Annotated in this window: 18 protein-coding genes; 6 read left to right on the top strand and 12 right to left on the bottom strand. The window is 67.7% G+C overall.

Features of this window, described 5'->3' with window-relative positions; all coding sequences use genetic code 11:
• Window positions 1-96: 96 nt before the first annotated feature.
• Entirely contained in the window at window positions 97-921 is an 825-nt protein-coding gene (locus tag E3T24_RS17400; RefSeq protein WP_277871432.1) for a nuclease-related domain-containing protein, read from the bottom strand.
• Between the two features lie 291 nt (window positions 922-1,212).
• Between E3T24_RS17400 and E3T24_RS17395 the strand changes: the two genes are divergently transcribed.
• Window positions 1,213-1,785, top strand: a complete 573-nt coding sequence (locus tag E3T24_RS17395; protein ID WP_134402924.1) for a PepSY domain-containing protein — start codon at window positions 1,213-1,215, stop codon at window positions 1,783-1,785.
• A gap of 403 nt (window positions 1,786-2,188) precedes the next feature.
• On the opposite strand, the gene E3T24_RS11970 is transcribed toward E3T24_RS17395, so the two are convergent.
• The 3 genes from E3T24_RS11970 to E3T24_RS11960 are packed head-to-tail and all read right to left on the bottom strand — an operon-like array spanning window position 2,189 to window position 5,393.
• Window positions 2,189-3,889, bottom strand: a complete 1,701-nt coding sequence (locus tag E3T24_RS11970; protein WP_134434650.1) for a tripartite tricarboxylate transporter permease — start codon at window positions 3,887-3,889, stop codon at window positions 2,189-2,191.
• Window positions 3,889-4,401: a tripartite tricarboxylate transporter TctB family protein gene (locus E3T24_RS11965; protein WP_241975970.1), complete on the bottom strand. Its 513-nt coding sequence runs from the start codon at window positions 4,399-4,401 to the stop codon at window positions 3,889-3,891. The genes E3T24_RS11970 and E3T24_RS11965 overlap by 1 nt, the downstream gene beginning before the upstream one ends.
• Window positions 4,398-5,393 carry a tripartite tricarboxylate transporter substrate-binding protein gene (locus E3T24_RS11960; protein ID WP_241978695.1) on the bottom strand — a complete coding sequence of 332 codons (996 nt, stop codon included), beginning with the start codon at window positions 5,391-5,393 and terminating at the stop codon, window positions 4,398-4,400. Before E3T24_RS11960 ends, E3T24_RS11965 begins: the two co-directional genes overlap by 4 nt.
• Before the next feature lie 194 nt (window positions 5,394-5,587).
• Here E3T24_RS11960 and E3T24_RS11955 point away from each other — a divergent pair, with 194 nt between their 5' ends.
• Window positions 5,588-7,393: an ATP-binding protein gene (locus E3T24_RS11955; RefSeq protein ID WP_134367250.1), complete on the top strand. Its 1,806-nt coding sequence runs from the start codon at window positions 5,588-5,590 to the stop codon at window positions 7,391-7,393.
• Window positions 7,386-8,069 carry a response regulator gene (locus E3T24_RS11950; RefSeq protein ID WP_134367248.1) on the top strand — a complete coding sequence of 228 codons (684 nt, stop codon included), beginning with the start codon at window positions 7,386-7,388 and terminating at the stop codon, window positions 8,067-8,069. The genes E3T24_RS11955 and E3T24_RS11950 overlap by 8 nt, the downstream gene beginning before the upstream one ends.
• A gap of 267 nt (window positions 8,070-8,336) precedes the next feature.
• Here the strand turns inward: E3T24_RS11950 and rraA are convergent, their stop codons facing one another.
• Complete coding sequence (gene rraA / locus E3T24_RS11945) at window positions 8,337-8,801, bottom strand: ribonuclease E activity regulator RraA (protein WP_134367246.1); 465 nt, start codon at window positions 8,799-8,801, stop codon at window positions 8,337-8,339.
• A 110-nt stretch (window positions 8,802-8,911) separates the two neighbouring features.
• On the opposite strand from rraA, the gene E3T24_RS11940 reads away from it, so the two are divergent.
• Together E3T24_RS11940 and E3T24_RS11935 are read left to right on the top strand one after the other, a co-directional pair.
• Window positions 8,912-10,318, top strand: a complete 1,407-nt coding sequence (locus tag E3T24_RS11940) for an NAD(P)/FAD-dependent oxidoreductase (RefSeq protein ID WP_241978694.1) — start codon at window positions 8,912-8,914, stop codon at window positions 10,316-10,318.
• Window positions 10,319-10,350: 32 nt separating this feature from the next.
• Window positions 10,351-11,643: an NAD(P)/FAD-dependent oxidoreductase gene (locus E3T24_RS11935; RefSeq protein ID WP_134367244.1), complete on the top strand. Its 1,293-nt coding sequence runs from the start codon at window positions 10,351-10,353 to the stop codon at window positions 11,641-11,643.
• 44 nt (window positions 11,644-11,687) lie between these two features.
• Here the strand turns inward: E3T24_RS11935 and E3T24_RS11930 are convergent, their stop codons facing one another.
• The 7 genes from E3T24_RS11930 to E3T24_RS11900 form a co-directional block, all read right to left on the bottom strand.
• Entirely contained in the window at window positions 11,688-12,758 is a 1,071-nt protein-coding gene (locus tag E3T24_RS11930) for an ABC transporter ATP-binding protein (protein ID WP_241978693.1), read from the bottom strand.
• A 113-nt stretch (window positions 12,759-12,871) separates the two neighbouring features.
• A complete protein-coding gene (locus E3T24_RS11925; protein WP_241975964.1) occupies window positions 12,872-13,642 on the bottom strand; it encodes an ABC transporter permease in 771 nt (256 codons plus the stop codon).
• 11 nt (window positions 13,643-13,653) lie between these two features.
• Window positions 13,654-14,562 carry an ABC transporter permease gene (locus tag E3T24_RS11920; protein WP_134367238.1) on the bottom strand — a complete coding sequence of 303 codons (909 nt, stop codon included), beginning with the start codon at window positions 14,560-14,562 and terminating at the stop codon, window positions 13,654-13,656.
• Between the two features lie 4 nt (window positions 14,563-14,566).
• A complete protein-coding gene (locus tag E3T24_RS11915; RefSeq protein WP_166787209.1) occupies window positions 14,567-15,682 on the bottom strand; it encodes an extracellular solute-binding protein in 1,116 nt (371 codons plus the stop codon).
• Window positions 15,683-16,186: 504 nt separating this feature from the next.
• Window positions 16,187-17,434, bottom strand: a complete 1,248-nt coding sequence (locus tag E3T24_RS11910) for an acyl-CoA dehydrogenase family protein (RefSeq protein ID WP_134367235.1) — start codon at window positions 17,432-17,434, stop codon at window positions 16,187-16,189.
• Between the two features lie 98 nt (window positions 17,435-17,532).
• The gene (locus tag E3T24_RS11905) at window positions 17,533-19,119 is read right to left on the bottom strand and encodes an aldehyde dehydrogenase family protein (RefSeq protein ID WP_134434647.1); all 1,587 of its coding nucleotides are present in this window, start codon (window positions 19,117-19,119) and stop codon (window positions 17,533-17,535) included.
• Window positions 19,116-20,489, bottom strand: coding sequence for an aminotransferase class III-fold pyridoxal phosphate-dependent enzyme (locus E3T24_RS11900; RefSeq protein WP_134402921.1), 1,374 nt, complete (start codon window positions 20,487-20,489; stop codon window positions 19,116-19,118). The genes E3T24_RS11905 and E3T24_RS11900 overlap by 4 nt, the downstream gene beginning before the upstream one ends.
• 117 nt (window positions 20,490-20,606) lie before the next feature.
• Between E3T24_RS11900 and E3T24_RS17535 the strand changes: the two genes are divergently transcribed.
• Window positions 20,607-21,865, top strand: a 1,259-nt coding sequence (locus tag E3T24_RS17535; RefSeq protein ID WP_134434646.1) for a PucR family transcriptional regulator ligand-binding domain-containing protein, incomplete at its 3' end; no start/stop codon positions are given.

Genomic DNA, 21,865 nt, shown 5'->3' with positions numbered 1-21,865 from the left:
CGGCAGAAATGGACGTTCCGCCGTCTGTTCCGGAGCCCTTCCTCGGATGTTCGCGCGATGTTCACCCCCGCCTTCATCAGCGGAAGGTGAGGAGTTTCAGCCGCCGGTTCCCCCCAGCAGAGGCAGCACGGCGATGCCTGCCCCGAGGACGGCCAGCGCGGCGCGCAGGATCCAGTGCAGGCGACGGATGCCGGCCACGCGCATCCGTCCCGGGGCCGCGGCGTGTTCGGGCTCGTTCTCGTTCTCGTTCTCGTTCTCGTTCTCGTTCTCGGGCAGAGCGCGCCAGCTGCCGGGACTGTCGAGCAGGTCGGCCACCTCCTGCACCTCACCGGCCGTCAGCACGGGGTGCAGGTTGACCAGCCAGCGGCGCAGGTCGCCCGCGTCGATGACCTTGACCTGCTCGGGTTTCTCCATGATCACGAGCTGCTCGGGGTTGACGAAGGCGATCACGGGCTGAACGGGGGCGAGCAACGGCATCCGTGCCTGCACCAGTTCCGTGACCCGCTCGGCCGCGAACTCGGCAGCCCGCAGGTAGTGCACCTTCTCGCCGTCGACGGACATATCGTGCTTGCCGACCCGGACTTGCGTGCCGCCGTGGTGCTTCGTGCTGATCGTGAAGATGCCGCCGGGGCCGATCACGAGGTGGTCGGCGTTGGATTTTGCCGCGCTGACCACGGAGTGGAACACGGTCCATTCCGGCGGCAGCGTCGCCAGCAGTGAGCGCACCACGTTTGCTCCCTCGGCTCCGAAGTACCATGACGCACCGTCGGCGCCACGCGACGACCGGCCGAAGATTCGACCGAGCGGCGAACGCGGTGATGTGCGCGGTGATGTGCGCGGTGATGTGCTTTCCCGCCGGCCCAGAAGCTGATCGTGAAGGGAGGGTGCCGCGAACGGCGGGCGCAGGGAGGCACTCTCCATCATCATCGCTCTCCCCCCCAGTGCTGACTCGAATCTAGCGACTGGGCCCCGGCGCACAGCAGCCCCCGAGGGGGGGGGCCGTCTCACGGCAGTCTCCTGCCGAGGCTCGCCCTTTGCTCCGAGACTCGCCGATGCGGCGGCGACGGTGGGCATCCGTGGCGATTCTCGGGGCCATTCCGGGCCATGTGCGCAAGCCGTAGCCGCCCCGCCCCGACTCCGCAGCTGGGGGCGGCGCCATCGCTCCGGCCGTCGTGTCATCGGGACCGTGCGGTATCCCCCAGACTGGGGGGTGTGACTTTTTCCTGGGTGCCCCGTGTCGGAAACAAGACCTGGATCGCGGTCGCCGTGGCCGTCATGGTCGCCGTGGGCGCCGGTGCGGCCGGAATCGCGACGGCCGTCGGCAGCGATGACACGCGCCTGACCGACAACGAACTCGAACGCGCGAGCCGCGCCGCCCTCACCGTGATCGGGCCCGGCACCGTGACGGATGCCCAGCGCCGCCCGGCCGCCGCCACGCCATACGAAGTGGAGACCCGGCTCCCCAACGGGGTGGAGGTCACCGTCGAACTCGACGCCACATTCGCCGTCGTCTGGATGAGCACTCCCGGCTGGACGGGCGAGGGCGCATCCGCTCTCGCTCCCCGGGCGCTTACCCGGGCCGAACTCGCCAGCGTCGACCGCACGAGCTCCGAGCAGGCCGCCCTGGCCGAGGTCGGCAGCGGAACCGTGACCGACTTCCGGCAGAGCACCGCCCTCGACCACGCCTTCGAGGTCGAGGTCACCCTCGAGAACGGCACGGCACGCGTCGTCGAACTGACCGAGCGCAGCCAGGTCGTGCACGCCGGGCGGTCCGCCCTGCGCTGAGCCCGGGCGCCGGCCGGGTCTCCGTCCGCCGGTCCCGCGTCGCCGGACCGGGCATCCGTACGCCGAGTTCGCCTGTTCCGGTCGAGCATCCGTCGCCGAGTTCGCCTGTTCCGGTCGAGCATCCGTCGCCGAGTTCGCCTGTTCCGGTCGAGGTCGCCAGGCACACTTGGCGAACTCGACCGGAAGTGACGAACTCGGCGGATGTTGAGCACCGCGCGACTGTTCCGCGAGACCGCGAGGGCGAGGGCCAGGGCGCCCCGCGGGTGCCTGACGGTGGCATCCGAGAGACGGATGTCGCAGCATCCGTCGCCGAGTTCGCCTGTTCCGGTCGAGGTCGCCAGGCACACTTGGCGAACTCGACCGGAAGTGACGAACTCGGCGGATGTTGCCGGCTACGGCTGCGTCAGCGCACGAAGGTGTCCGACTGGTCGGCGTCCTCGGGCGCAGCATCCGTGGACGAGGCATCCGTCGACGCAGCATCCGTGTACGAGGCATCCGTCGACGCAGCATCCGTCGACGCAGCATCCGTGGACGAGGCATCCGTGGACGCAGCATCCGTGGACGCGGCACCGACACCCAACCCACCGGCACCCGGCCCGGCAGCACCGCTCGGGACGATCCCGGCGCGACGCCGCGCCCACCGCACCAGCGGCGGAAGCACCAGGAACAGCACGATCACCGTGTACATGACCACGGCCACGGGCTCGCTGACGAGAGCCCCCGGGTCGCCGTTGCTGATCTGCAGCGCCCGCCGCAGCTGACGTTCCATCTGCGGTCCAAGGATGGCGCCGACGATGATCGGCAGCACCGGGAAGCCGTACCGCCGGGCGACGTAGCCGAGCGACCCGATCAGCAGCAGGATCACGATGTTGAGCGCCTGCAGCCCCGCGGCATACGCTCCGAGGGTCGCGAAGAACAGGATCCCGGCATAGAGGTAGGGCCGCGGGATGCGCAGCAGCTTCGCCCAGAACGGCGCGAGCGGCAGGTTCAGCAGCAGAAGCAGGGTGTTGCCGACGAACAGGCTCGCGATCAGGGTCCAGACCAGCACCGGTTCGGTCTTGAACAGGAGCGGCCCGGGGTGGATCCCGTACTGGTTGAACGCGGCGATCATCACCGCAGCCGTCGCCGTCGTCGGCAGGCCCAGGGTCAGCAGCGGCACGAGCGTGCCGGCCGCCGACGCGTTGTTCGCGGCCTCCGGACCGGCCACGCCCTCGATCGCGCCCTTGCCGAACTCCTCCGGATGCTTCGACAGCTTCTTCTCGACGACGTACGAGAGGAAGGTGGGAATCTCGGCCCCGCCGGCCGGAATGGCCCCGAATGGGAACCCGATCGCGGTGCCGCGCAGCCAGGGCTTCCAGCTGCGCCTCCAGTCCTCCTTGCCCATCCACGGCACGCCCACCGGGATGGTGACCGGCTTGCCGTGCCGCAGGTGGGCGGCGATCCAGAGCGCCTCGCCGATCGCGAAGAGCGCGACCGCGATCACGACCACGTCGATCCCGCCGGCCAGGAGCGGCTGCCCGAAGGTCAACCGGGGCTGCCCGGTGGTGGCGTCCATGCCGACCAGGCCGATGGCGAGCCCGATCATCAGCGACGACAGGCCACGGATGCGCGAGGTGCCGAGCACGGTGCTCACCGCGATGAACGCGAACACCATCATCGCGAAGTACGACGGGGCGCCGAGACTGATCGCGATCGACACGATGAACGGGGCCACGAACACGAGGGCAGCGGTGGCGATGGTGCCGGCCACGAACGAGCCGATCGCGGCCGTCGCGAGCGCCTGGGCGCCCCGGCCGGCCTTGGCCATCTTGTTGCCTTCGAGGGCCGTGACCACCGAGGAGGACTCCCCCGGCGTGTTGAGCAGGATCGAGGTGGTCGACCCGCCGTACATGCCGCCGTAGTAGATGCCGGCGAACATGATCAGCGACCCGGTCACGTCCAGCGCGTAGGTCAGGGGTAACAGCAGCGCCACCGTCATGGCCGGCCCGATGCCCGGAAGCACGCCGACGGCGGTGCCGAGCAGCACGCCGATCAGGGCGAAGAGCAGGTTCTGCAGGGTCAGCGCGTTCGCGAAGCCCTCCATCAACAGGGAGAGATTTTCCATCAGAGAATTCCCGTCAGCAGGCCGGCCGGCAGGGGAATGCCGAGGCCCAGTACGAAGCCGTAGAACGTGGCCACGGCGAGCGCGATGCCGATCAGCAGCCCCCAGACGTAGTGCCGGGAGCCGAGCAGAAGCGTCGAACCGTAGAAGAGGATGGCGCTGGTGATGACGAACCCGAGGGGTTCCATCGTGAACGCGGCAGCCAGGATGAGCGCGCCCAGCCCGAGCAGCGTCGGCCAGTGCGCACCGGTGGTGAGGTCGATGTCCTCGCCCTCCTCGGGGTGCCCGTGGCCGCCGCGCAGCACGTTGACCGTGAGCGCGATCGCGCAGAGGGCCAGGCCCGCCGCGATCAGGAAGGGCACCACCTGCGGGCCCATCACCCCGGTGCTGACGGCGGTGTGACGGATGTTCGCCGCATCGACCGCTACGACCGCGGCGAGCGCCCCGAGCAGGGCGGCGACGCCCAGCTCGGAGCGACCGCGCATCAGGGTGCTCGGGGTGGTGACGCCGGTCACACCAATCCCAGGCTCGTGAGCGTGCTCGCGACCCGTTCGTCCTGCTCGGTCAGGAAGGTGGAGAATTTCGTGCCGGTGAGGAACGCATCCGTCCAGCCGTTGTCCTCGAGGACCTGGGCCCACTCGTCGCTGTCGTGCATCGCGGTGACGGCGCCGATCAGGCGGGCCTTCTCGGCTTTGGTCAGGCCGGGGGCCGCGAGCAGCCCGCGCCAGTTGGTGAAGACCAGGTCGACGCCCTCTTCCGTGAGCGTGGGCGCGTCGATCACCGGGACGCGCTTCGCGCTGGTGACGGCCAGCACGCGCAGCTCTCCCGACTTGACCTGCTCGAGGTATTCGCCGTAGCCGGAGGCCGCGAACTGGAGCTTGCCGCCCAGGATGGCCGGCAGCATCTCGCCGCCGCCGTCGTAGGCGACGTAGTTCACCGTGCTGGCCTCGATGCCGACGGCATCCGCGAGCTGCATCGGCAGCAGGTGGTCCGGGCCGCCGGGCGAGGAGCCGCCGCCGACCGCGAAGTTCGCCGGGTTGGCCTTCCACGCGGTGACCAGGTCGTCGAGTGTCGTGTACGGGGAGTTCGCGGGCACGAAGATGGCCCCGGCTTCTTCGATCAGGCGGGCGATCGGCTCGGCATCCGCGACCTTTGCATCGCCCTCATTCGTGTACGCGGCGCCGACGACGCCGAGGCCCATCACGAGCAGGAAGTTCGCGTTTCCCTTCTCGGTGAGCGTGCGGGCGAGGCCGATCGTGCCGCCGGCTCCGGCCAGGTTGGTGACCTCGGTGCCGGTGCTGATGCCGACCTCGTCCATGACCCGCACCGCGGCGCGGCCGGTCACGTCGTAGCCCGAGCCCGGCGCGTTGGGCACCATGACCTGCAGGTTCTGGAGCGGCCCGCTGTCGGTCGCGGCTGTGGAAGCCCCGCCCGTGACGCCGCAGGCGCTGAGCGCGAGCACCAGGGTTGAAGCCATCATGGTGCTGCCGATGAGACGCCGCGACATTGCTGGTTTTCTCATTGCGTTCCTCTGGTTCGTTGGCCGGCCTCATTGCCGACGGGTCCCATGGTGCGCAGGCACCCCCGGGCCGCCACAACTTATGGTGTTAGCGAACGTTGTGTAGCTTGTGTGCGGGTTTCCCTTCTCCCCCATTGTGCGCGACGATTCTCTAGGGCCGACGACGACCGAGTGGAGGGCACGTGCAGTCACCATCACCGCGCACGCCGCAGTCGACCCGGTCCCGGCTGACCCTCACCCGCCGGCTGCTGCTGTTCCAGCTCAGCCTGCTGGCGATCGTGCTCGTGGCCGTCACCGCCATCTCGCTCGAGCAGACCCGCCAGACCTTCGAATCGGGTCAGCAGCGGCGCATGCTGGCCGTGGCCGAATACTCGGCCGCGAACCCGCTGCTGCGCAGCATCCTCGCCGATGCGGCCCCTGACGTGTCTGCCGACGCCTCTTCCGTCGCCCCTGCCGACGCCTCCCCCGACGCGGACGCTCCGGCCGCCTCGCCGCCCGCCCGGCTCACCGCCCCCGTGGAGACCCTGCGCACCACGACCGGCGTCGACGAACTGATCGTGACGGATGCCGCCGGCCGCGTTCTCGCGTCGCCCGCCGACCCGAGGCTGCTGCGTACCGTGCTCGTGCTGGGCACTGCCCCGACCGGGTCGGACGGCGCGTGGGCCGGCCTGGCCCCGCTCGGCACCATCGACCACGTCGTCGCCCGGGTTCCCGTGCTCGACGACGCCGGCGAGCTGGTGGGCCACCTCGTGGCCGGGCGCCAGCTGCCGACCCTGGCGGGGCTGCTCGCCGCCGCCGCCCCGAACCTGCTCACCTACCTCAGCGTGGCCGGGGTGCTCGGCGCGGCCGGGTCGTGGTGGATGGCGGCCCGGGTCAAACGGCAGACCCTCGGCCTGGAACCGGAACAGATCGCCCGCCTGGTGGAGCACCGGGAGGCCATGCTGCACGGCATCCGTGAAGGCGTCGTGGCCGTGGACGCGGACGGCATCATCACCCTCGCCAACGACAGCGCCCGGATGCTGCTGGGACTACCCGACGACGCCCCGGGCCGGTCGATCCACGAGGTCGGGCTCGACGACGCGGCCGCCCGCGCCCTGCGCACGCACGGCGAGAACGACCGGGACACGCCCCTCGTCAACGGGGGCATGCTGCTCGTGCTCAATCAGACCACGATCCACCCGCCGCGGGCGAAACCCGAGGTGGTGACAACCCTGCGCGACCGCACCGAACTGGTCACCCTGCAGCGCGACCTGGGCAGCAGCCAGCAGGCCACCGACACCCTGCGCGCGCAGACCCACGAGTTCGCGAACCGGCTGCACACGATCTCGATGCTGATGCAGCTCGGGGACACCGACGCGGCCGTCGACTATATCGACGCGGTCACCCGCGACCGGTCGGACCTGGACCGGGACGTGCTCACCCGCCTGGCGGAGCCCGCCGTCGCCGCCCTGGTGATCGCGAAGACCTCGCTGGCCCGGGAGCGCGGCGCCGAGCTGACCCTGTCGGCCGCGTCCGCGCTGCCGCGGGTGGACCCGCGGCTCTCGACCGACCTGGTGACGGTGATCGGCAACCTGGTGGACAACGCGCTCGACGCGGTCACCGGAGCCGGGACGCGCAAGGTGGAGGTGGACATCCGGATGCTGGCGGCCGCCGTTCGGGTCACGGTGCGCGACACGGGACCCGGCGTCGAGTCGGGGCTGCTCGAGCGCGTGTTCGAGGCGGGCGTGACGTCGAAGCGGCCGGCGCCGGCCCGTTCCGTTGCTGAGATCGGGGCCGGGGCCGGAACCGGGGCCGAGTCCAGCGGGGCCGAGCACGGCTTCGGTCTGGCGATCGTTCGGCTGGTGGTCACCCGGCGCGGCGGCGAGGTGACGTACCGGCACGAGGACGGCACCGTGTTCACGGCCGTGCTGCCGGTTTCGTCGGCGCTTCCGGTACTGTCGGTGGAGCCGGGCCGACCCGCGGCCGCGCGGGAGGCGAACCATGTGTGACGTGCTGGTCGTCGACGACGACTTCATGGTGGCCCGGGCGCACGAGCGCGTCGTGCTGCAGCAGCCCGGCTTCCGGGTGGTGGGCGTGGCCCACTCCGGCGCCGAAGCGTTGCAGCTGATCACCGAACTGCGGCCCTGCCTCGTGCTGCTGGACATCTACCTGCCCGATATGACCGGGCTGGACGTCATCCGCCGCGCCCGCGAGGCCGACCACGACGTCGACTTCCTCGTGCTGAGCGCAGCGCGCGAGGCCGAGACCATCGGCGCCGCCCTGCAGGGCGGGATCGTGAGCTACCTGCTGAAGCCGTTCAAGATCACCGAGCTGCAGTCGCGGCTGCACGGCTACGCCGAGCGTCGCCGCCTGCTCACCCGGCCCGGCCAGATCAGCCAGAGCGACCTCGACCAGGCCCTCGGCGCCACGGGGTCGGTGGCCGTGATCCCGCCGCTGCCGAAGGGACTCAGCAAGGAGACCGCGAGCCTGGTCGAGTACACGCTGGTCGACAGCGAGACGGATGTCGCGGCATCCGAGTGTGCGGAGACGCTGGGCCTGTCCCGGGTCGTCGCCCGCAAATACCTCGAGCATTTCGTGCACACCGGGCAGGCCGGCGTCACCCTGCGCTACGGCCAGGCCGGGCGGCCGCAGCGCCGCTACGGGTGGCTCGGTGTCAATCGTTAGCTCGGTATCAATCGTTAGCTTGCGCGGCCGATTCGGGCTGATTCACGCCGATTCGGTGATGACAAAGCCCCCTCGATCCGCGTAACGTGAGAAGCCGGGTGACCAGCGCTGTTCCCCGAGTACAACAATGATGTTGGACCCCGCACCAGCGGCTCCACCTGAGTGAGTTTCCTCGGGTGGCGCCGCGCGTCCGGTCCAACACGTGCGACCACTCGATGCCCCAGCGCTCGATGCCCCAGCGCTCGAAGCCCTAGCGCTCGAAGCGTGCTACCGCTCGACGAGGATCCCGTCTTCGTCGCAGAAGACCGTGCGCCCGGGGGTGAAAGTCACGCCGCCGAACTCGACCACGGCATCCGTGACGCCCACGCCGGCCTTCGAGCTCTTGCGGGGGTTGCTGCCGAGGGCCTTGACCCCGAGTTGCATGGTGCCGATGGCGACCCGGTCGCGGATCGCGCCGTTGATCACGACGCCGGCCCAGCCGTTCTGCACCGCGAGGTCGGCGATCATGTCGCCCATCAGCGCGGTCTCGAGCGAGCCGCCGCCGTCGACCACGAGCACGGCGCCGTCCCCGGGCGTGGACAGCACCGATTTGACCAGGGCATTGTCCTGGAAGCAGGTCACGGTGCGAATCGGTCCGGTGAACCGGGCGCGGCCGCCGAGGTCCTGGAACTGGAGCGAGACGGACTGCAGTTCTTCTCCGCGTTCGTCGTACAGGTCGGCGGTCAACAGCATTGGTGTCCTCCAGTGGTGCGGTGGCTGGTGCGATGCTTGGTGCGGTGACTACTTCAGGCTAGCGGGCACGGATGACGCCGAGAGTCACCGAAAGGCCTGCCTGTGCTGCTGTGGCCATCATCTTTCCGGACGGACAGCCCCGCCAGCAGACGCACGCGGCGATTCCCACACCAAAATCCGCGGTCCGCGCCCCATTCGATAGTATTTTGGGAAAGGTTCGAAATACCTCAGGCCCATCGGCGGAGAAGATCTCGAGCGCACTCGGCACCGTCGCGGTCATTGGGGACCTCATCATGAAAGTAATAATCATCGGCGCCGGTCTGGCCGGCCTTACCGCCGCCTGGGAACTTCACAAGCTCGGCCACGAGACAACCATTCTCGAGGCTCGCAATCGGGTCGGCGGGCGCACCTGGTCCCAGAAGCTGAGCAACGGGCAATTGACGGAGCGTGGGGGTGAATACGTCTTCCCGACCGAGTTCGAAATTCGGAGGCTCTCAGCCGAAGTGGGTGTCCCGGTCCTCACCCACAATGTGCGTTACGGGCGCCGGACAGTCGGCACCTCCCACGTCTCCTTCGCGGAACTCAATGAGACGTCCGCGAGGCTGTCGTCAACGCTGACGACCATGCTCGGCGACGGGCTCGACCGCGTTTCTGTTGATGACGTCTACAGTGCGACGCTGGGAGGAAACTTTCGCGCTAACCCCCTTTATTGTCGGATCAGGACTTCCCTTGCGGCAGATCCCGCCAGGATCAGTGCCGAAGCTGCGATTCTCCATGAGTCTTCGTCAGCCAACGGGTACGTCGAGGATGGGGGACGATTTCTCAACGGCAATCAGTCCCTGGCACTTGAACTCGCTCGCCGGCTTGCTCCCGCTGTGCGGCTGGAGTCTCCCGTTATCGGGGTCGACCAGAGCAGGACGGGTGTCCAGGTGACCCTGGCTGATGGCGGTTCGATCGACGCTGACGCAGCAGTCATCACCGTTCCTTTCCCGCTCCTCCGTTCGCTCGCGTTGGGATTCGATCTGAACCCGGCACAGCGGATTGCACTCGATCACCGCTTCATGGGGACCGCAGCCAAGCTCGGGGTTCCGCTGACAAGGGTCGATGGCGATTCAGCACTGCAGCACGGTGACCAGGCGTGGTGGTCATGGCGATCGATGTCGGCCGACGGGGAGAATCGCGTTCCCGCTCTTTCCTGCTTCGCTGGAGGCGAAGCGACGCTCCAGGCGCTCGAGACCGTGGCAGGTCCCCGAACCTGGCTCGCCGCTCTCCAGGAAATGCGTCCAGAACTGGTTCTCGACGGTGACCCCCTCCTCACCGACTGGACGAGCGATGAATGGGCTCAGGGCTCATATTCTGCCGCGTCTCTCGACTGGACAGCCGATGACATCGGCGCCTTCAAGTTGCCTTCCGGACGCGTGGCCATCGCGGGCGAACATACCGGGATAGCGCAATCGCTCAACGGCGCAGTGGAATCGGGCGTACGTGCGGCCGCTGCCCTGCGGCTGCTTTCCTGATTACGCCCCGAGATCGAAAGGGAATTCACCACGTGGAGACTGTCGACGTCGTTGTGGTCGGGGCCGGCTTCTCCGGCCTGATTGCCGCGCGAGAACTTGGGAACGCCGGCCTCACCGTGCTGGTGCTGGAGGCACGCGACCGGGTCGGTGGCCGCACCTGGACAGACCACAGGCTTGGACACGACCTGGAACTCGGCGGCACATGGGTGCACTGGGTCCAACCCCATACCTGGTCGGAAGTGACTCGCTATGGTCGACACGTCACCCGCAGCATTCGTCCCGAGGAGGCGTATTGGTTGGGCGCGGGCGATGCCCGCCGCAGTGGGACGCTGGAAAATTTCATGGCCCTGATCGCCGATGGTCAGGCCCGGCTGGTGTCAGATTCGCTCTCCGCGATCCCCCGTGCGGTCGACCCCACCAGTGGTGAGATCGCCTCTCTTGATTCCCTGTCACTGCAGGATCGCTTCGACTCGATCGCCCTCGACGACGAGGCTCGGTCGGCGAATGAGTCAGTCTGGGTGGGGCATATGAACGCCCCTCTCAACGAGGTCGGGCTCTCCGCCGCGCTCCGTTGGGTAAGCGCCAGCGGTGGACACTGGCCGCTGATGCACGAGGCCTCGGCGACGTACAGCGTGGTCGGCGGCATGTCTGCTTTTACCCAGGCGATTGCCGAGGATGTCCGCGGTGAGATCCGGTTGGGAACGACCGTTCGCTCGATCGATCACCAAGCCGACTTTGGGATTGTGACCTGTGAAGACGGCACCCAGGTCCGCGCGCGGCGGATCATCATGACACTCCCCATAAACGCCGTGCACAGCATCCGGATGTCCCCCGAACTCCCCGAAGCCTGGTCGGCGTCGAACCGTGAACGTGTGGGGTCCCAGGGCATCAAACTGTGGATTCGAGTTCGGGGCGCCGTCACACCATTCTTCGCATACGCCTCCCAGCGACACCCGATATCGGTATTGAAGAGCGAGTTCATCTCCGAAGACGAATCCGTCCTCATCGCGTTCGGCCCTGACCACACCATGATCGACGTCACCAGCATCGCCCAGGTTCAGGCAGCACTCGCAGTCTGGCGCGACGATCTCGAAGTGCTCGAGGTCGCCTCACATGATTGGATGAAGGACCCGCTTTCGCAGAACACCTGGATGGTGCACCGCCCCAATCAGTTGACCCGTCACCTTCGCGATCTCCAGACTCCGAGCGGCATCGTTCACTTTGCCGGCTGCGACACTGCGGATCTCTGGGGCGGCTTCATCGACGGTGCCATCGAAAGCGGCTTCCGGGAAGCTCGGCGGGTGGCTGCATCCCTCGCCCTGTAAAGGACAAGCGGCAGCCACCCACACCGGATGCCTGATCGCGGCCGTCAGGTAGTCGATTCCCCGAGTTCTCCCGAGTCCTGCAGGAGTACCCCGGATTCGACGTGCCACACCATCGTGGCTTTGCTCCCCTCAGCGAAGGACTCGCTCGAGTGCGATACCCGAACGGTACCGCTGCTGCCGTCCGGCAGAAGGACTTCGTATCGCCATCCCGATCCCAGATAGGTCACTCCCAGGACCCGAACATCAACCGATTGGAATGAGGCTGAGTCCGGACGGTACCCCTCCTGATACAGCACGATGTTCTCAGGACGGATCAGCACAGCCAGGTCGTCACCGACTCTGTCGCCAGGCACGGATATCTGATATCCGGCGACGTCGACGGTTGTGCCTCCATCAACGGATCCCGCCCGCTTCCCGATGAGGACCGTCGATTCTCCGAGGAATCGACCGACGAAGAGGGTGTTCGGGCGTTCGTACAATTCGACCGAGCTGCCGACCTGTTCGATCTTTCCGTTATTGAAGACCGCGATCCGGTCAGACATTGACAGCGCTTCCTCTTGATCGTGTGTCACGTACACGAACGTCGAGCCCACTTCGCGGTGAATTCTCTTGATCTCTGCCTGGAGCCATTCACGCAACTTCTTGTCGAGTGCGCCGAGGGGTTCGTCCATGAGAAGCACTCGGGGACTGTAGACCAGAGCACGCGCAAGTGCGACCCGTTGCTGTTGCCCGCCCGAAAGCTCTGCGGGAGAACGATTGCCGTAGTCCCCCATCCGGACCATGTCCAGCACGTCCTTGACCATGGTTCGCTGACGGTCCTTGGGGATCTTGCGTCGCTTGAGGGGGTACGCGATGTTCTCCGCAACGGTCATGTGCGGGAAGAGCGCGTAGTTCTGGAAAACCATCCCAATGTCTCGCTTGTGGGCGGGCACCTTCGCCACGGGCTTGCCGTAGATGTGCAGGAGCCCCTCAGTCACGCTCGCGAAACCGGCGATCATGTTCAGCGTGGTCGTCTTGCCCGATCCGGACGGCCCCAGGAAAGTCATGAACTCTCCCGGTTCGACGATGAGGTCGATGTCATCGACAACGGCCTTCTCGCCGTAGCGCTTCGTCACGTTGCGCAGGCTGATGCCGGCGTGGTTGATGGTGCTGATCGCTTGAGTGTCGAGATTGAGCTCACGGAGGATCTGGTCGGGTGAGGGTGCGGTCCCGGCAATTTCATTCGAGGTCATGCGGAAACCGACTTTCTCTTACGACTGGCGAATTGCGCGGAAAGCATGATGATCACGGATGTGAACATGGCTATCACGGCTACCGCAGCCACGGTGGGGTCATTGGTTTGGGTGACGCTGTAGTAGATCTTCACCGGCAGCGTCTGCAGCTGAGGACTCTGGATGAACAGAGACAGAATGATCTCATCGAAGGAGGTGACAAAGGCGAACAGGGCCCCGGCCGTGACTCCCGGCATGATCAGCGGCAACGTGATGCTGAAGAAGGTTTGCAGCCGTCCCGCTCCGAGGCTCGCCGACGCCTCTTCGAGTCGTGGATCGACGCCCTGCAGTGAAGCCATCACGTTGATGATCACGAGTGGCAATGCGACCACGGTGTGAGCGAGAACGAAGCCCGGCAGTGTCCCCAGGAGATTGAATCGGAGAAAGAGCGAGTAGAGCCCAACGGCAATCACGATGCCAGGAACGATGAGTGGGGTGAGGAAGAAGTTCTCCAATAACGCCTTACCCCGGAACCGAACCTTCGAGAGGCCGATCGATGCCATTACCCCCACTGTGGTGGCAACGATCATGGTGACGATCGCCACTTGCAGTGAGGCGCCGAGGGCCCGGAGCCATGAGGCGTCTGTGAAAAAGTTCTCGTACCACCGAAGGGAGAATCCCTTGGGCGGGAAGTTGAATGAACTGGCCGAGTTGAACGACATCGGAATAATGACCAACGTGGGCAGAACCAGCCAGGCGATGATCAGAATCGCGATAGCGCCGAGCACCCTCCGCAGCATCATTTCTCGACCCCCGGGAACATGCTTGCACCCTTCGACAGCCGGCCGACCACAACGAGAATGAGGACGGTGGCTGCGAGCAGGAAGATCCCCAGCGCGGTGCCCTGACCCCACATGAGGAAGACGCTGATCTGCTGGTACATCAGGGCCGATATCATGATCTCCTTCGACGACCCGAGCAACGACGGAATGATGTAGAAGCCCAGCCCGAGGATGAACACCGTGATCGAACCGGCGAAGATTCCTGGGCGGGACAGGGGCAGGTAGACAGTGAAGAATGCGGTGATCGGCCTCGCACCGAGATTCGACGCCGCAGGCAACAGACGCTTGTCGATTTTGGACATCGCCGAGTACAGCGGCAGCACCATGAAGGGAAGCAACACCTGACTCATCGCCAAAGCGACACCGAAAGTACTTCTGATCAGCGGCAGTGGTCCGATGCCGAACGCGGTCTCGAGGAATCCGTTAATCGGTCCGGTGTCCTGCAGCAGCACCATCCAGGCAAGCGTGCGGACGAGAATGCTGGTCCAGAGTGGAAGCATCACGAACAGTTGGAGCAGATTCCGGGTGCGATCGCCCACGATCGTCATCAGGTACGCATACGGGTACGCGAGGAGCACGCACACCACGGTAACCAGAAGCGCGGTGCCGAAGGTGCGCACGGTCACCGTGATATTCGTCTCGGTGGTGAAGAGCCAGACATAGTTCTGCAGGCCCAGCCGAGGGTCGGTGATGCTCCGGATGAAGACGTCGACAAGTGGTGCGAGGAAGAAGAGGGAGACGATGAGAAACGCCGGGACGAGGAGAAGGAACGGCTTCCAGTTTCTGGGTGCCCGCTGGTTCGCCTCCGAGCCGACCTTCCCGGCCGAGGTCACCCTCGGCCGGGAAGGAGCCGAAATCTGGGACATAGGGTCAGCTACCCGTGGCCCAACCGGCCCAGGCTGTCGCCAGCACATCATAGTTCTTGACCCAGAAGTCGACGTTGGGAGCGTGACCCGTGGCCATGTGTTCCGTTGTCAGCCAGGTGCCCAGCTTCTTATCGACCTTCGGCTTTGCATCGGTGTTGACCGGACCGTACGACGTCAGTTCAGTCATCTTCGCCTGCTGTTCTGCGCCGATGTAGTAGTTGACTGCGGCGAACGCGGCCTGCTTGTCCTTGATACCCTTCGGGATACCGGTTGAGTCAACCATGATCATCCAGTCGTCCCACATGGGGGCGATCGGGGCGCCGGCCGCCGCAGCACCGTAGCCGCGACCTGACCAGACCAGGCCCATTACGGCTTCACCCGATTCGAGCTGCTGCTGGGCCTGCGCTCCAGTCGTCCAGCCGATCACGTCGCTGCCGAGCGACCGGTACATGTCGAAGGCGCCATCGATGTCATCCGTGGTGATGGTGCTGGGATCCTTGCCCTGCGCCACGAGTGCGAACTCCGCCGTCTGCGGGTCGACGTAGGTCGACTGGCTCACCGTGCGCTTGCCCGGGAACTTCTTCGTGTCGAAGAAGTCAGCGGCGCTGGTCGGGGGGTTGTCGCCGAAGGCGTCCGTGTTGTAGGCGACCACGAGTCCGTAGAGAATATTCGGAACCATGCACTTGTCCGTGACGGTTCCCTCCGGGATCTTCGACATGTCGATCTGAGAGTAGTCATACTCCTCGTAGAGCGTGCCGCAGCCCCGAGCGGTGTCGAACTGGGTGGTGTTCACAACGTCCCAGGAGACGTTGCCGGAGTCGACCATCGCCTTGAGCTTGCCGGAGTCGAAGGCATCCTGGAGAAAAGTCGCGCCCGACTTTTCGGCGAACGGCTCCCAGGCTGCCTTGGTCTGACCGTCCTGGAAGATTCCTCCCGACGCCGCGTAGGTCAGCGTCACGCCCTTGAGCACGCCGTCACCGATTTCGCCCGCGACCGGCGTACCGAGATCACGCTCAGGCGCCGACGCCTCCGGCGTGCCGCTGCTACAGCCGGCGACCAGCACAGCGGAGAGCCCGCCGACAACGACCACAGTCAAACTGCGCTTGAGATACGGTTTCATTCGCATGTATATTCCCTTTTCTCCATTGAATTGGAATTCTTCCCTGAACCTAGCATCAATCTGTCTCTGCCTTGAATCGACGCTTCGCACCGCGTGTCGCAACTCGCTGGGGACAACTCCACCAGCCTCCATCAGGAGACATCGGCATGCTCAACCGGAGTGCAGCCCGCGCAGCAGTAATGATGGGCAACACCGAGAAGACATAGCGTGGTTCGGAGAATGGCCGTTCATTCGAGTCACAAAAACCGGCTTTGACGGCGCTTTTGGTGGCGCAGCGACGACGTCAGGGGTCGATTGGCGCGTCGGCGGCCCAGCGACCGCGCTGAACCGCTCAGCCTGTCGACCCGCATCAGAAGATCCGATCCAGCGACGCCCCGGCCAGGATTCGTCGACCGCCCGCGCCCGGCGCCGACGAGCGTCAACTCCGGGACGGACGCGCGAGGCATGCGAACGTATCTTCGAAAAACAGATCTCATTCTCTCGGCACCCGAACGGGCGCTGGTGTCAGCGGAACGCGGGGATTCCGGTGATGTGGTTTCCGATGATCAGGGTGTGAACCTCATCGGTGCCCTCGTAGGTGCGCACGCTCTCCAGGTTGTTCGCGTGCCGCAGCGGCGAGTAGTCCAGGGTGATGCCGTTGCCGCCGAGCACGGTGCGGGCCTCGCGGCAGATCTTGATCGCCTCGCGGGTGTTGTTGAGCTTGCCGATCGAGATCTGGTGCGGTTTCAGCGTTCCGGCGTCTTTGAGACGGCCCAGGTGCAGGGCGAGCAGCGTGCCCTTGTTGATCTCCAGCGCCATGTCGACGAGCTTCTGCTGGGTCAGCTGGTAGCCGGACAAAGGCTTGTCGAACTGCATCCGTTCGCCGGCGTAGGCCAGGGCGGTGAGGTAGCTGTCGCGTGCCGCGCCCATGACGCCCCAGATGATGCCGTAGCGCGCCTCGTTCAGGCAGGAGAACGGGCCGCTCAGTCCCTTGGCCTTCGGCAGCATCGCCGAGGCGGGCAGGCGCACGTTGTCCAGGTCGATCTCGCACTGGATGGAGGCCCGCATGGAGAGCTTCGGGCCGATCACCGTGGCCGTGAATCCGGCGGTGTCGGTGGGCACGACGAAGCCGCGCACCCCGTCGTCGGTCATCGCCCAGATCACGGCGACCTGGGCGACGGCGGCCAGCCCGATCCACCGCTTCGTGCCTGAGATCACCCAGTCGTCACCGTCGCGGCGGGCGAAGGTGGTCATGCTGCTGGGGTCGGAGCCCGAGTTCGGCTCGGTCAGTCCGAAGCAGCCGATCGCCTCGCCGGCCGCCATCTTCGGCAGCCACTCGTTTTTCTGCTCCTCGGAGCCGTGTTTGTGGATGGCGCTCATGGCGAGGGATCCCTGCACGCTCACGAAGGTGCGCAGGCCCGAGTCCCCGGCCTCCAGCTCGAGGGCGGCCAGGCCGTATTCGACGCTGCTCCGGCCCGGGCATCCGTAGCCCTTCAGGTGCATGCCGAGCAGGCCGAGCTTCGCCATCTGGGGCACGATCTCGAGGGGGAAGACCCCGTTCTCGTACCAGCCGGCGATGTTCGGCCTGATGGTGGAGTCCACGAATGCCCGCACGGAATCGCGCAGGGCCACCTCGTCGGCGGTGAGCAGCGACTCGATGTCGATCAGGTCGGAGGTGTCGATCTGGGGCGCGGCGACGATGCCGGCCGGAGCGTCTGTCACGTCGGGCTCGTCTGAAACGGCCGAGTCGATGCGGGTTGAGAGGTCGGTCATGGTTTCGCTTTCGTCAGGTTGAGCTGCAGTTCAGGGTATGGGCGGTGCCAGGGTGTGGTTCGCGTCGGCCGGCCGGCAGCGTCAGCTTGTGGGCAGTGTCAGCTTGCCGGCAGTGTCAGCTTGCCGTCGATGCGCCGCGGAATGCGCCACGGGTTGTCGGGGTGGAGGCCCGCCGGAAGGTGCGCGGGGTCGGCATTCTGCACCGCGACCGGTCGCACGAAGCGGTCCAGCGCGCCCGCGCCGACGCTCGTCGCCTCCGACCGGGACGTGGCCGGCCATGGCCCGCCGTGCTGCATGGACCAGCTGGTGGCCACTCCGGTCGGCCACGCGTTCAGCGCGACCCGGCCGACCTGCCCGAGCAGCCGGCCGACGACCCCCGCCGACTCCGGGTCGTCCGGGCCGCCGGTGAAGACGGATGCGACCAGGCTCGGCTGCAGCCGCGTGAGGGCGTCGAGCGCGGCCGCGGCATCCTCGTACTCGCAGACGAGGGCGACCGGCCCGAAGCATTCCTCCAACAGGCGTGAGCCGGGGTGGAGGTCCTCCAGCCGCACCAGGAAGGCCTGGGGGTCGACCGCGTAGCCGTCGGCGCTGTCGGGCTCGGCGCTGTCGGCCTCGGCGCTGTCGGCCTCGGCGCTGTCGGCGCCGGCGTTTCCCGCCGCGGCGGCGGCTTCGGCGAGTCCGGTCAGGCCGGCCCGGTAGCCGCGCGCGATCCCGGCGGTCAGCAGGGGCGCACTGGGGGCCTGCCGGAGCTCGGCGCGCACGGCGTCGAAGATCCCGGCGCCCGCGGGGGCGAAGAGCAACCCGGGCTTGGTGCAGAACTGGCCCGCCCCGAGGGTGAAGGAGCCCACGAAGCCGGCCGCGATCTGCGCGCTGTCGGCCGCGGCATCCGTCGTGACGAAGACCGGGTTCACGGTGCCCATCTCGGCGAAGACCGGCACGCCCCGCCCGGCGGCGCGCTGCACGAGCGCCATTCCGCCGCCCTGGCTGCCGGTGAAGGCGATCGCGGTGATCTCGGCGGCGTCGACGAGCTGGAGTCCCGCGTCGAAGCCGACGACGAGGGCGTAGCTGCCCACGGGGGCGCCGGCCCGCTCGAGCGCGTCGGAGACCAGCTCCGCCAGCCGCACGCTGAGGCGCGGGTGGGCCGGGTGCGCCTTGACGATCACGGGGCAGCCGGCGCCGAGCGCAGACGCCACGTCGTGGCCGATCACGCCGAAACCGAACGGGAAGTTGCTCGCCCCGAACACCGCGACCGGGCCGAGGGGGATGTTCCAGCGGGACAGGGTGGAGTCGCCGCCGATGCCCTCGGTGCCGGCGCCCAGATAGCTGCCCTCGGCCGCGACGGCGCCGTAGAACACGGTGCTGGTGGCGCATTTGGCGAGTTCGCCGTGCAGGCGGTCCGCGCCGAGGCCGGTCTCCTCGCCCGCGAGCCGCACGAGTTCGTCCTCGTGGGTGCGGAGGGAGTCCGCGATCGCAGTCAGCCAGCCCTGCCGGGTCGCCGGGCTGGTGCCGGCGATCACGGAAGCCGCGCTCTGCGCGCGCCGCAGGATCGCGGCGACGTGCTCCGGGGTCGTGTGCGGCACGCTGCCGTGCTGCGCGCCCGTGCGCGGGTCGTAGCTCGGGTCTGCGGCCGGGTCGACGGCCGGGTCTGCGGCCGGCGTGACGGTCGTCGCGAGGGTTTCGCTCACGCGTGCACCGCCGCGGCGCCGACGGATGCTTCGGCGTAGACGGATTCGACGGCTGCCCGCAGCACGGCGAGGCCGTCTTCGAGCAGGTCCTGCCCGATGACGAGCGGGGGAAGCAGACGGATGACGTTTCCGTACGTTCCGCAGACGAGCACGAGCACCCCCTGCTGGTGGCAGAGCGAGGCGACCGCGGCGGCGAGCTCGGGCCGCGGTTCGAGGGTCTCTCGGTCCGCGAATTCGATCGCGAGCATGGCGCCGCGACCGCGGAAGTCGACGATCGGGGACTCCTCCGCCACCAGCGGTTCCAGGATGCGGCGGGCCGTGCTCTCGATGCGCAGCGCACCGGCGAGCAGGTCGCCGTTCTCGAATGCCTCGAAGACGCCGAGCGCGGCCGCGCAGGCCAGCGGGTTGCCGGCGTAGGTGCCGCCCAGTCCGCCGGTGTGCACGGCGTTCATCAGTTCGACCCGGCCGGTCACGGCGGTCAGCGGCAGGCCCCCGGCCAGCGCCTTGCCCGTGACGAGGAGGTCCGCGGCGACGCCCTCGTGTTCGCTGGCGAACATGGTGCCGGTGCGGCCCATGCCGGCCTGCACCTCGTCGAGCACGAAGACGATCCCGTGGCGGGCCGCGATGTCGCGCAGCCCGGCCAGGAAGCCGGGGGCCGGAACGATGAACCCGCCCTCGCCCTGGATGGGCTCGATCACCATGGCGGCGAACGTCTCGGGGCCCTGCTCGGCCAGGACCGCCTCGACCCCGGCGAGGGCCTCGGCGGTGGCGTTCGCCGCGCCGCTCGGCCAGCGCAGCGGAGCGGCCATCGGAGCCCGCACGATCTCGGTGGGGAAGGGCCCGAAGGTGATCTTGTAGGGCTTCTCCTTGGCCGTCATGGCCATCGTCAGCAGGGACCGGCCGTGGTACGCGTCGTCGAAGACGAGCACCTTGGCGCGGCCGGTGGCGGCGCGGGCGATCTTGATGGCGTTCTCCACGGCCTCGGAACCGGTGGAGAACAGCGCCGTGCGCTTCTCGAAGTCGCCAGGCGTGTGGGCGTTCAGCCAGGCGCAGACCGCGGTGAAGGAGTCGTACTCGGTGACCATGAAACAGGTGTGGCTGAACCGTGCCAGCTGCTCGGTGACGCGGGCCTGCACGAGTGGGTTGGCAGCTCCGACGCTGGTGACCGCGATACCCGAGGCGAAGTCGATGATGCGGTTGCCGTCGACGTCCTGCAGGATGCCGCCCTCGGCCCGGTCGATGAACACCGGCAGCGCGATCCCGAACCCGCTGGAGACCTGCTTCACCCGTTCGGCATGCAGCGCGCTGGACCGGGGGCCGGGGATCGCGGTGCGGAGCAGTCGGGTCTGGGGAACGGTCGCTGTGTCCATCGGATAAATGTAGGCGAGGGCCATCCGCTTGACATCGTATGAAACGTCTATGAAAAAACAGCGCGGTGGCTAGAATATCCAAAGATATTGGCCGTTTCAGAGTCGAAAAGGATCCGCATGGTGACGATCAGCCTGGTGCAGCTGCAGGAACGGCTCGGCAGCGACCTCCAACCGGTCGGCGGCGGACGGCCGGCCCGCCGTGACCTCACCGGGGTGCACGTCTCCGAGCTGGACGACCCGACGCCGTACCTCGGCGGCGGGGAACTGCTGCTGACCACCGGAATCCCGGTGGCCGGAACCGACGAGCACGTGCGCGGGTACGTGCGGCGGCTCGTCGACCACGGCGTGGCTGCCCTCGGCCTGGGCCTCGGTGCGGGCACCGACCATGTGCCGCCGCACCTCGCCGACGCGTGCCGGGAGGCGGGCCTGGCGCTGCTGATCGTTCCGGACGGCACCCCCTTCCTCCAGGTTTCCCGGGCCTACTGGGACCTCGTCGGCCGCACCGAACAGGCCGACTACGCCGCGAATCTGGGGCTGCAGACCTCGCTCGCGCGCGCCGCCACGCGGCCAGGAGCTGCGGCATCCGTGGTGAAGGTGCTCGCGGAGGCGCTGGGCGGCTGGGCCGCGTACCTGCCGGCCGACGGCACGCCGGAGTCGCTCTGGCCGGCGACCGAGAGCCGCGTGCTGCCGAAGCTGCGCGAGGAGACGGCGCGGCTGAACCTGGCGGGCACGCACGCCGCCGCGACCTTCCCGCTGCTGGGAACGGATGTCGTCGAGTACTCCATCGTGGCCGGCCAGCGCACCGCGGGGTTCCTGGCCGTGGGTGCCGGGCGGGCACTGCGCCCGGCGGACCGGCAGCTCATGCTGACCGGCTGCATGCTGCTCTCGATCACGGCGCAGCAGAACTGGGAGCTGCGCCGGGCCAACGCGATCCTGGGCGCCACCGCCGCGACCCTGCTCCTGCACGGCTACATCGACGCCGCGCGCCTCGCCGCGGCGGAGCTGGGCCTGCCCCCGCTGACGGAACGGGTTCGGGTCCTGGCCGTCACGGGCGAGCAGGTGGACCTGCTCTCGACCGAGGAGCTGGCCGACGCCATCGCCGCGATGTCTGGGCTGTCGACGGGAGAGGAGGCCGCGGAACTGCGGCGGAGCATCCGTCGTTCGAGCCTGCGGTGCACGTTCGACGGGCTCAGCTACCTGGTGCTGGACGAGTCGGGTGACCCGGTTGCCGATCCGGACCGGTCGGTCGTGTCGGGCCCTGCTGCGCAGCCGGGGTCGGGGTCGGGGTCGGGGTCGGTGGCGGGGCCGGGGTCGGGGTCGCTGGCGGTGGCGGTGGCGGGGCCGGGGTCGGGGTCGCTGGCGGTGGCGGGGCCGGG

Origin of the sequence: Cryobacterium sp. TmT2-59 (assembly GCF_004403545.1) — a bacterium.
GTDB lineage: Bacteria > Actinomycetota > Actinomycetes > Actinomycetales > Microbacteriaceae > Cryobacterium > Cryobacterium shii.
Note: the sequence above shows the minus strand (reverse complement) of the source record. Positions and strands in the feature narration are given on the sequence as shown.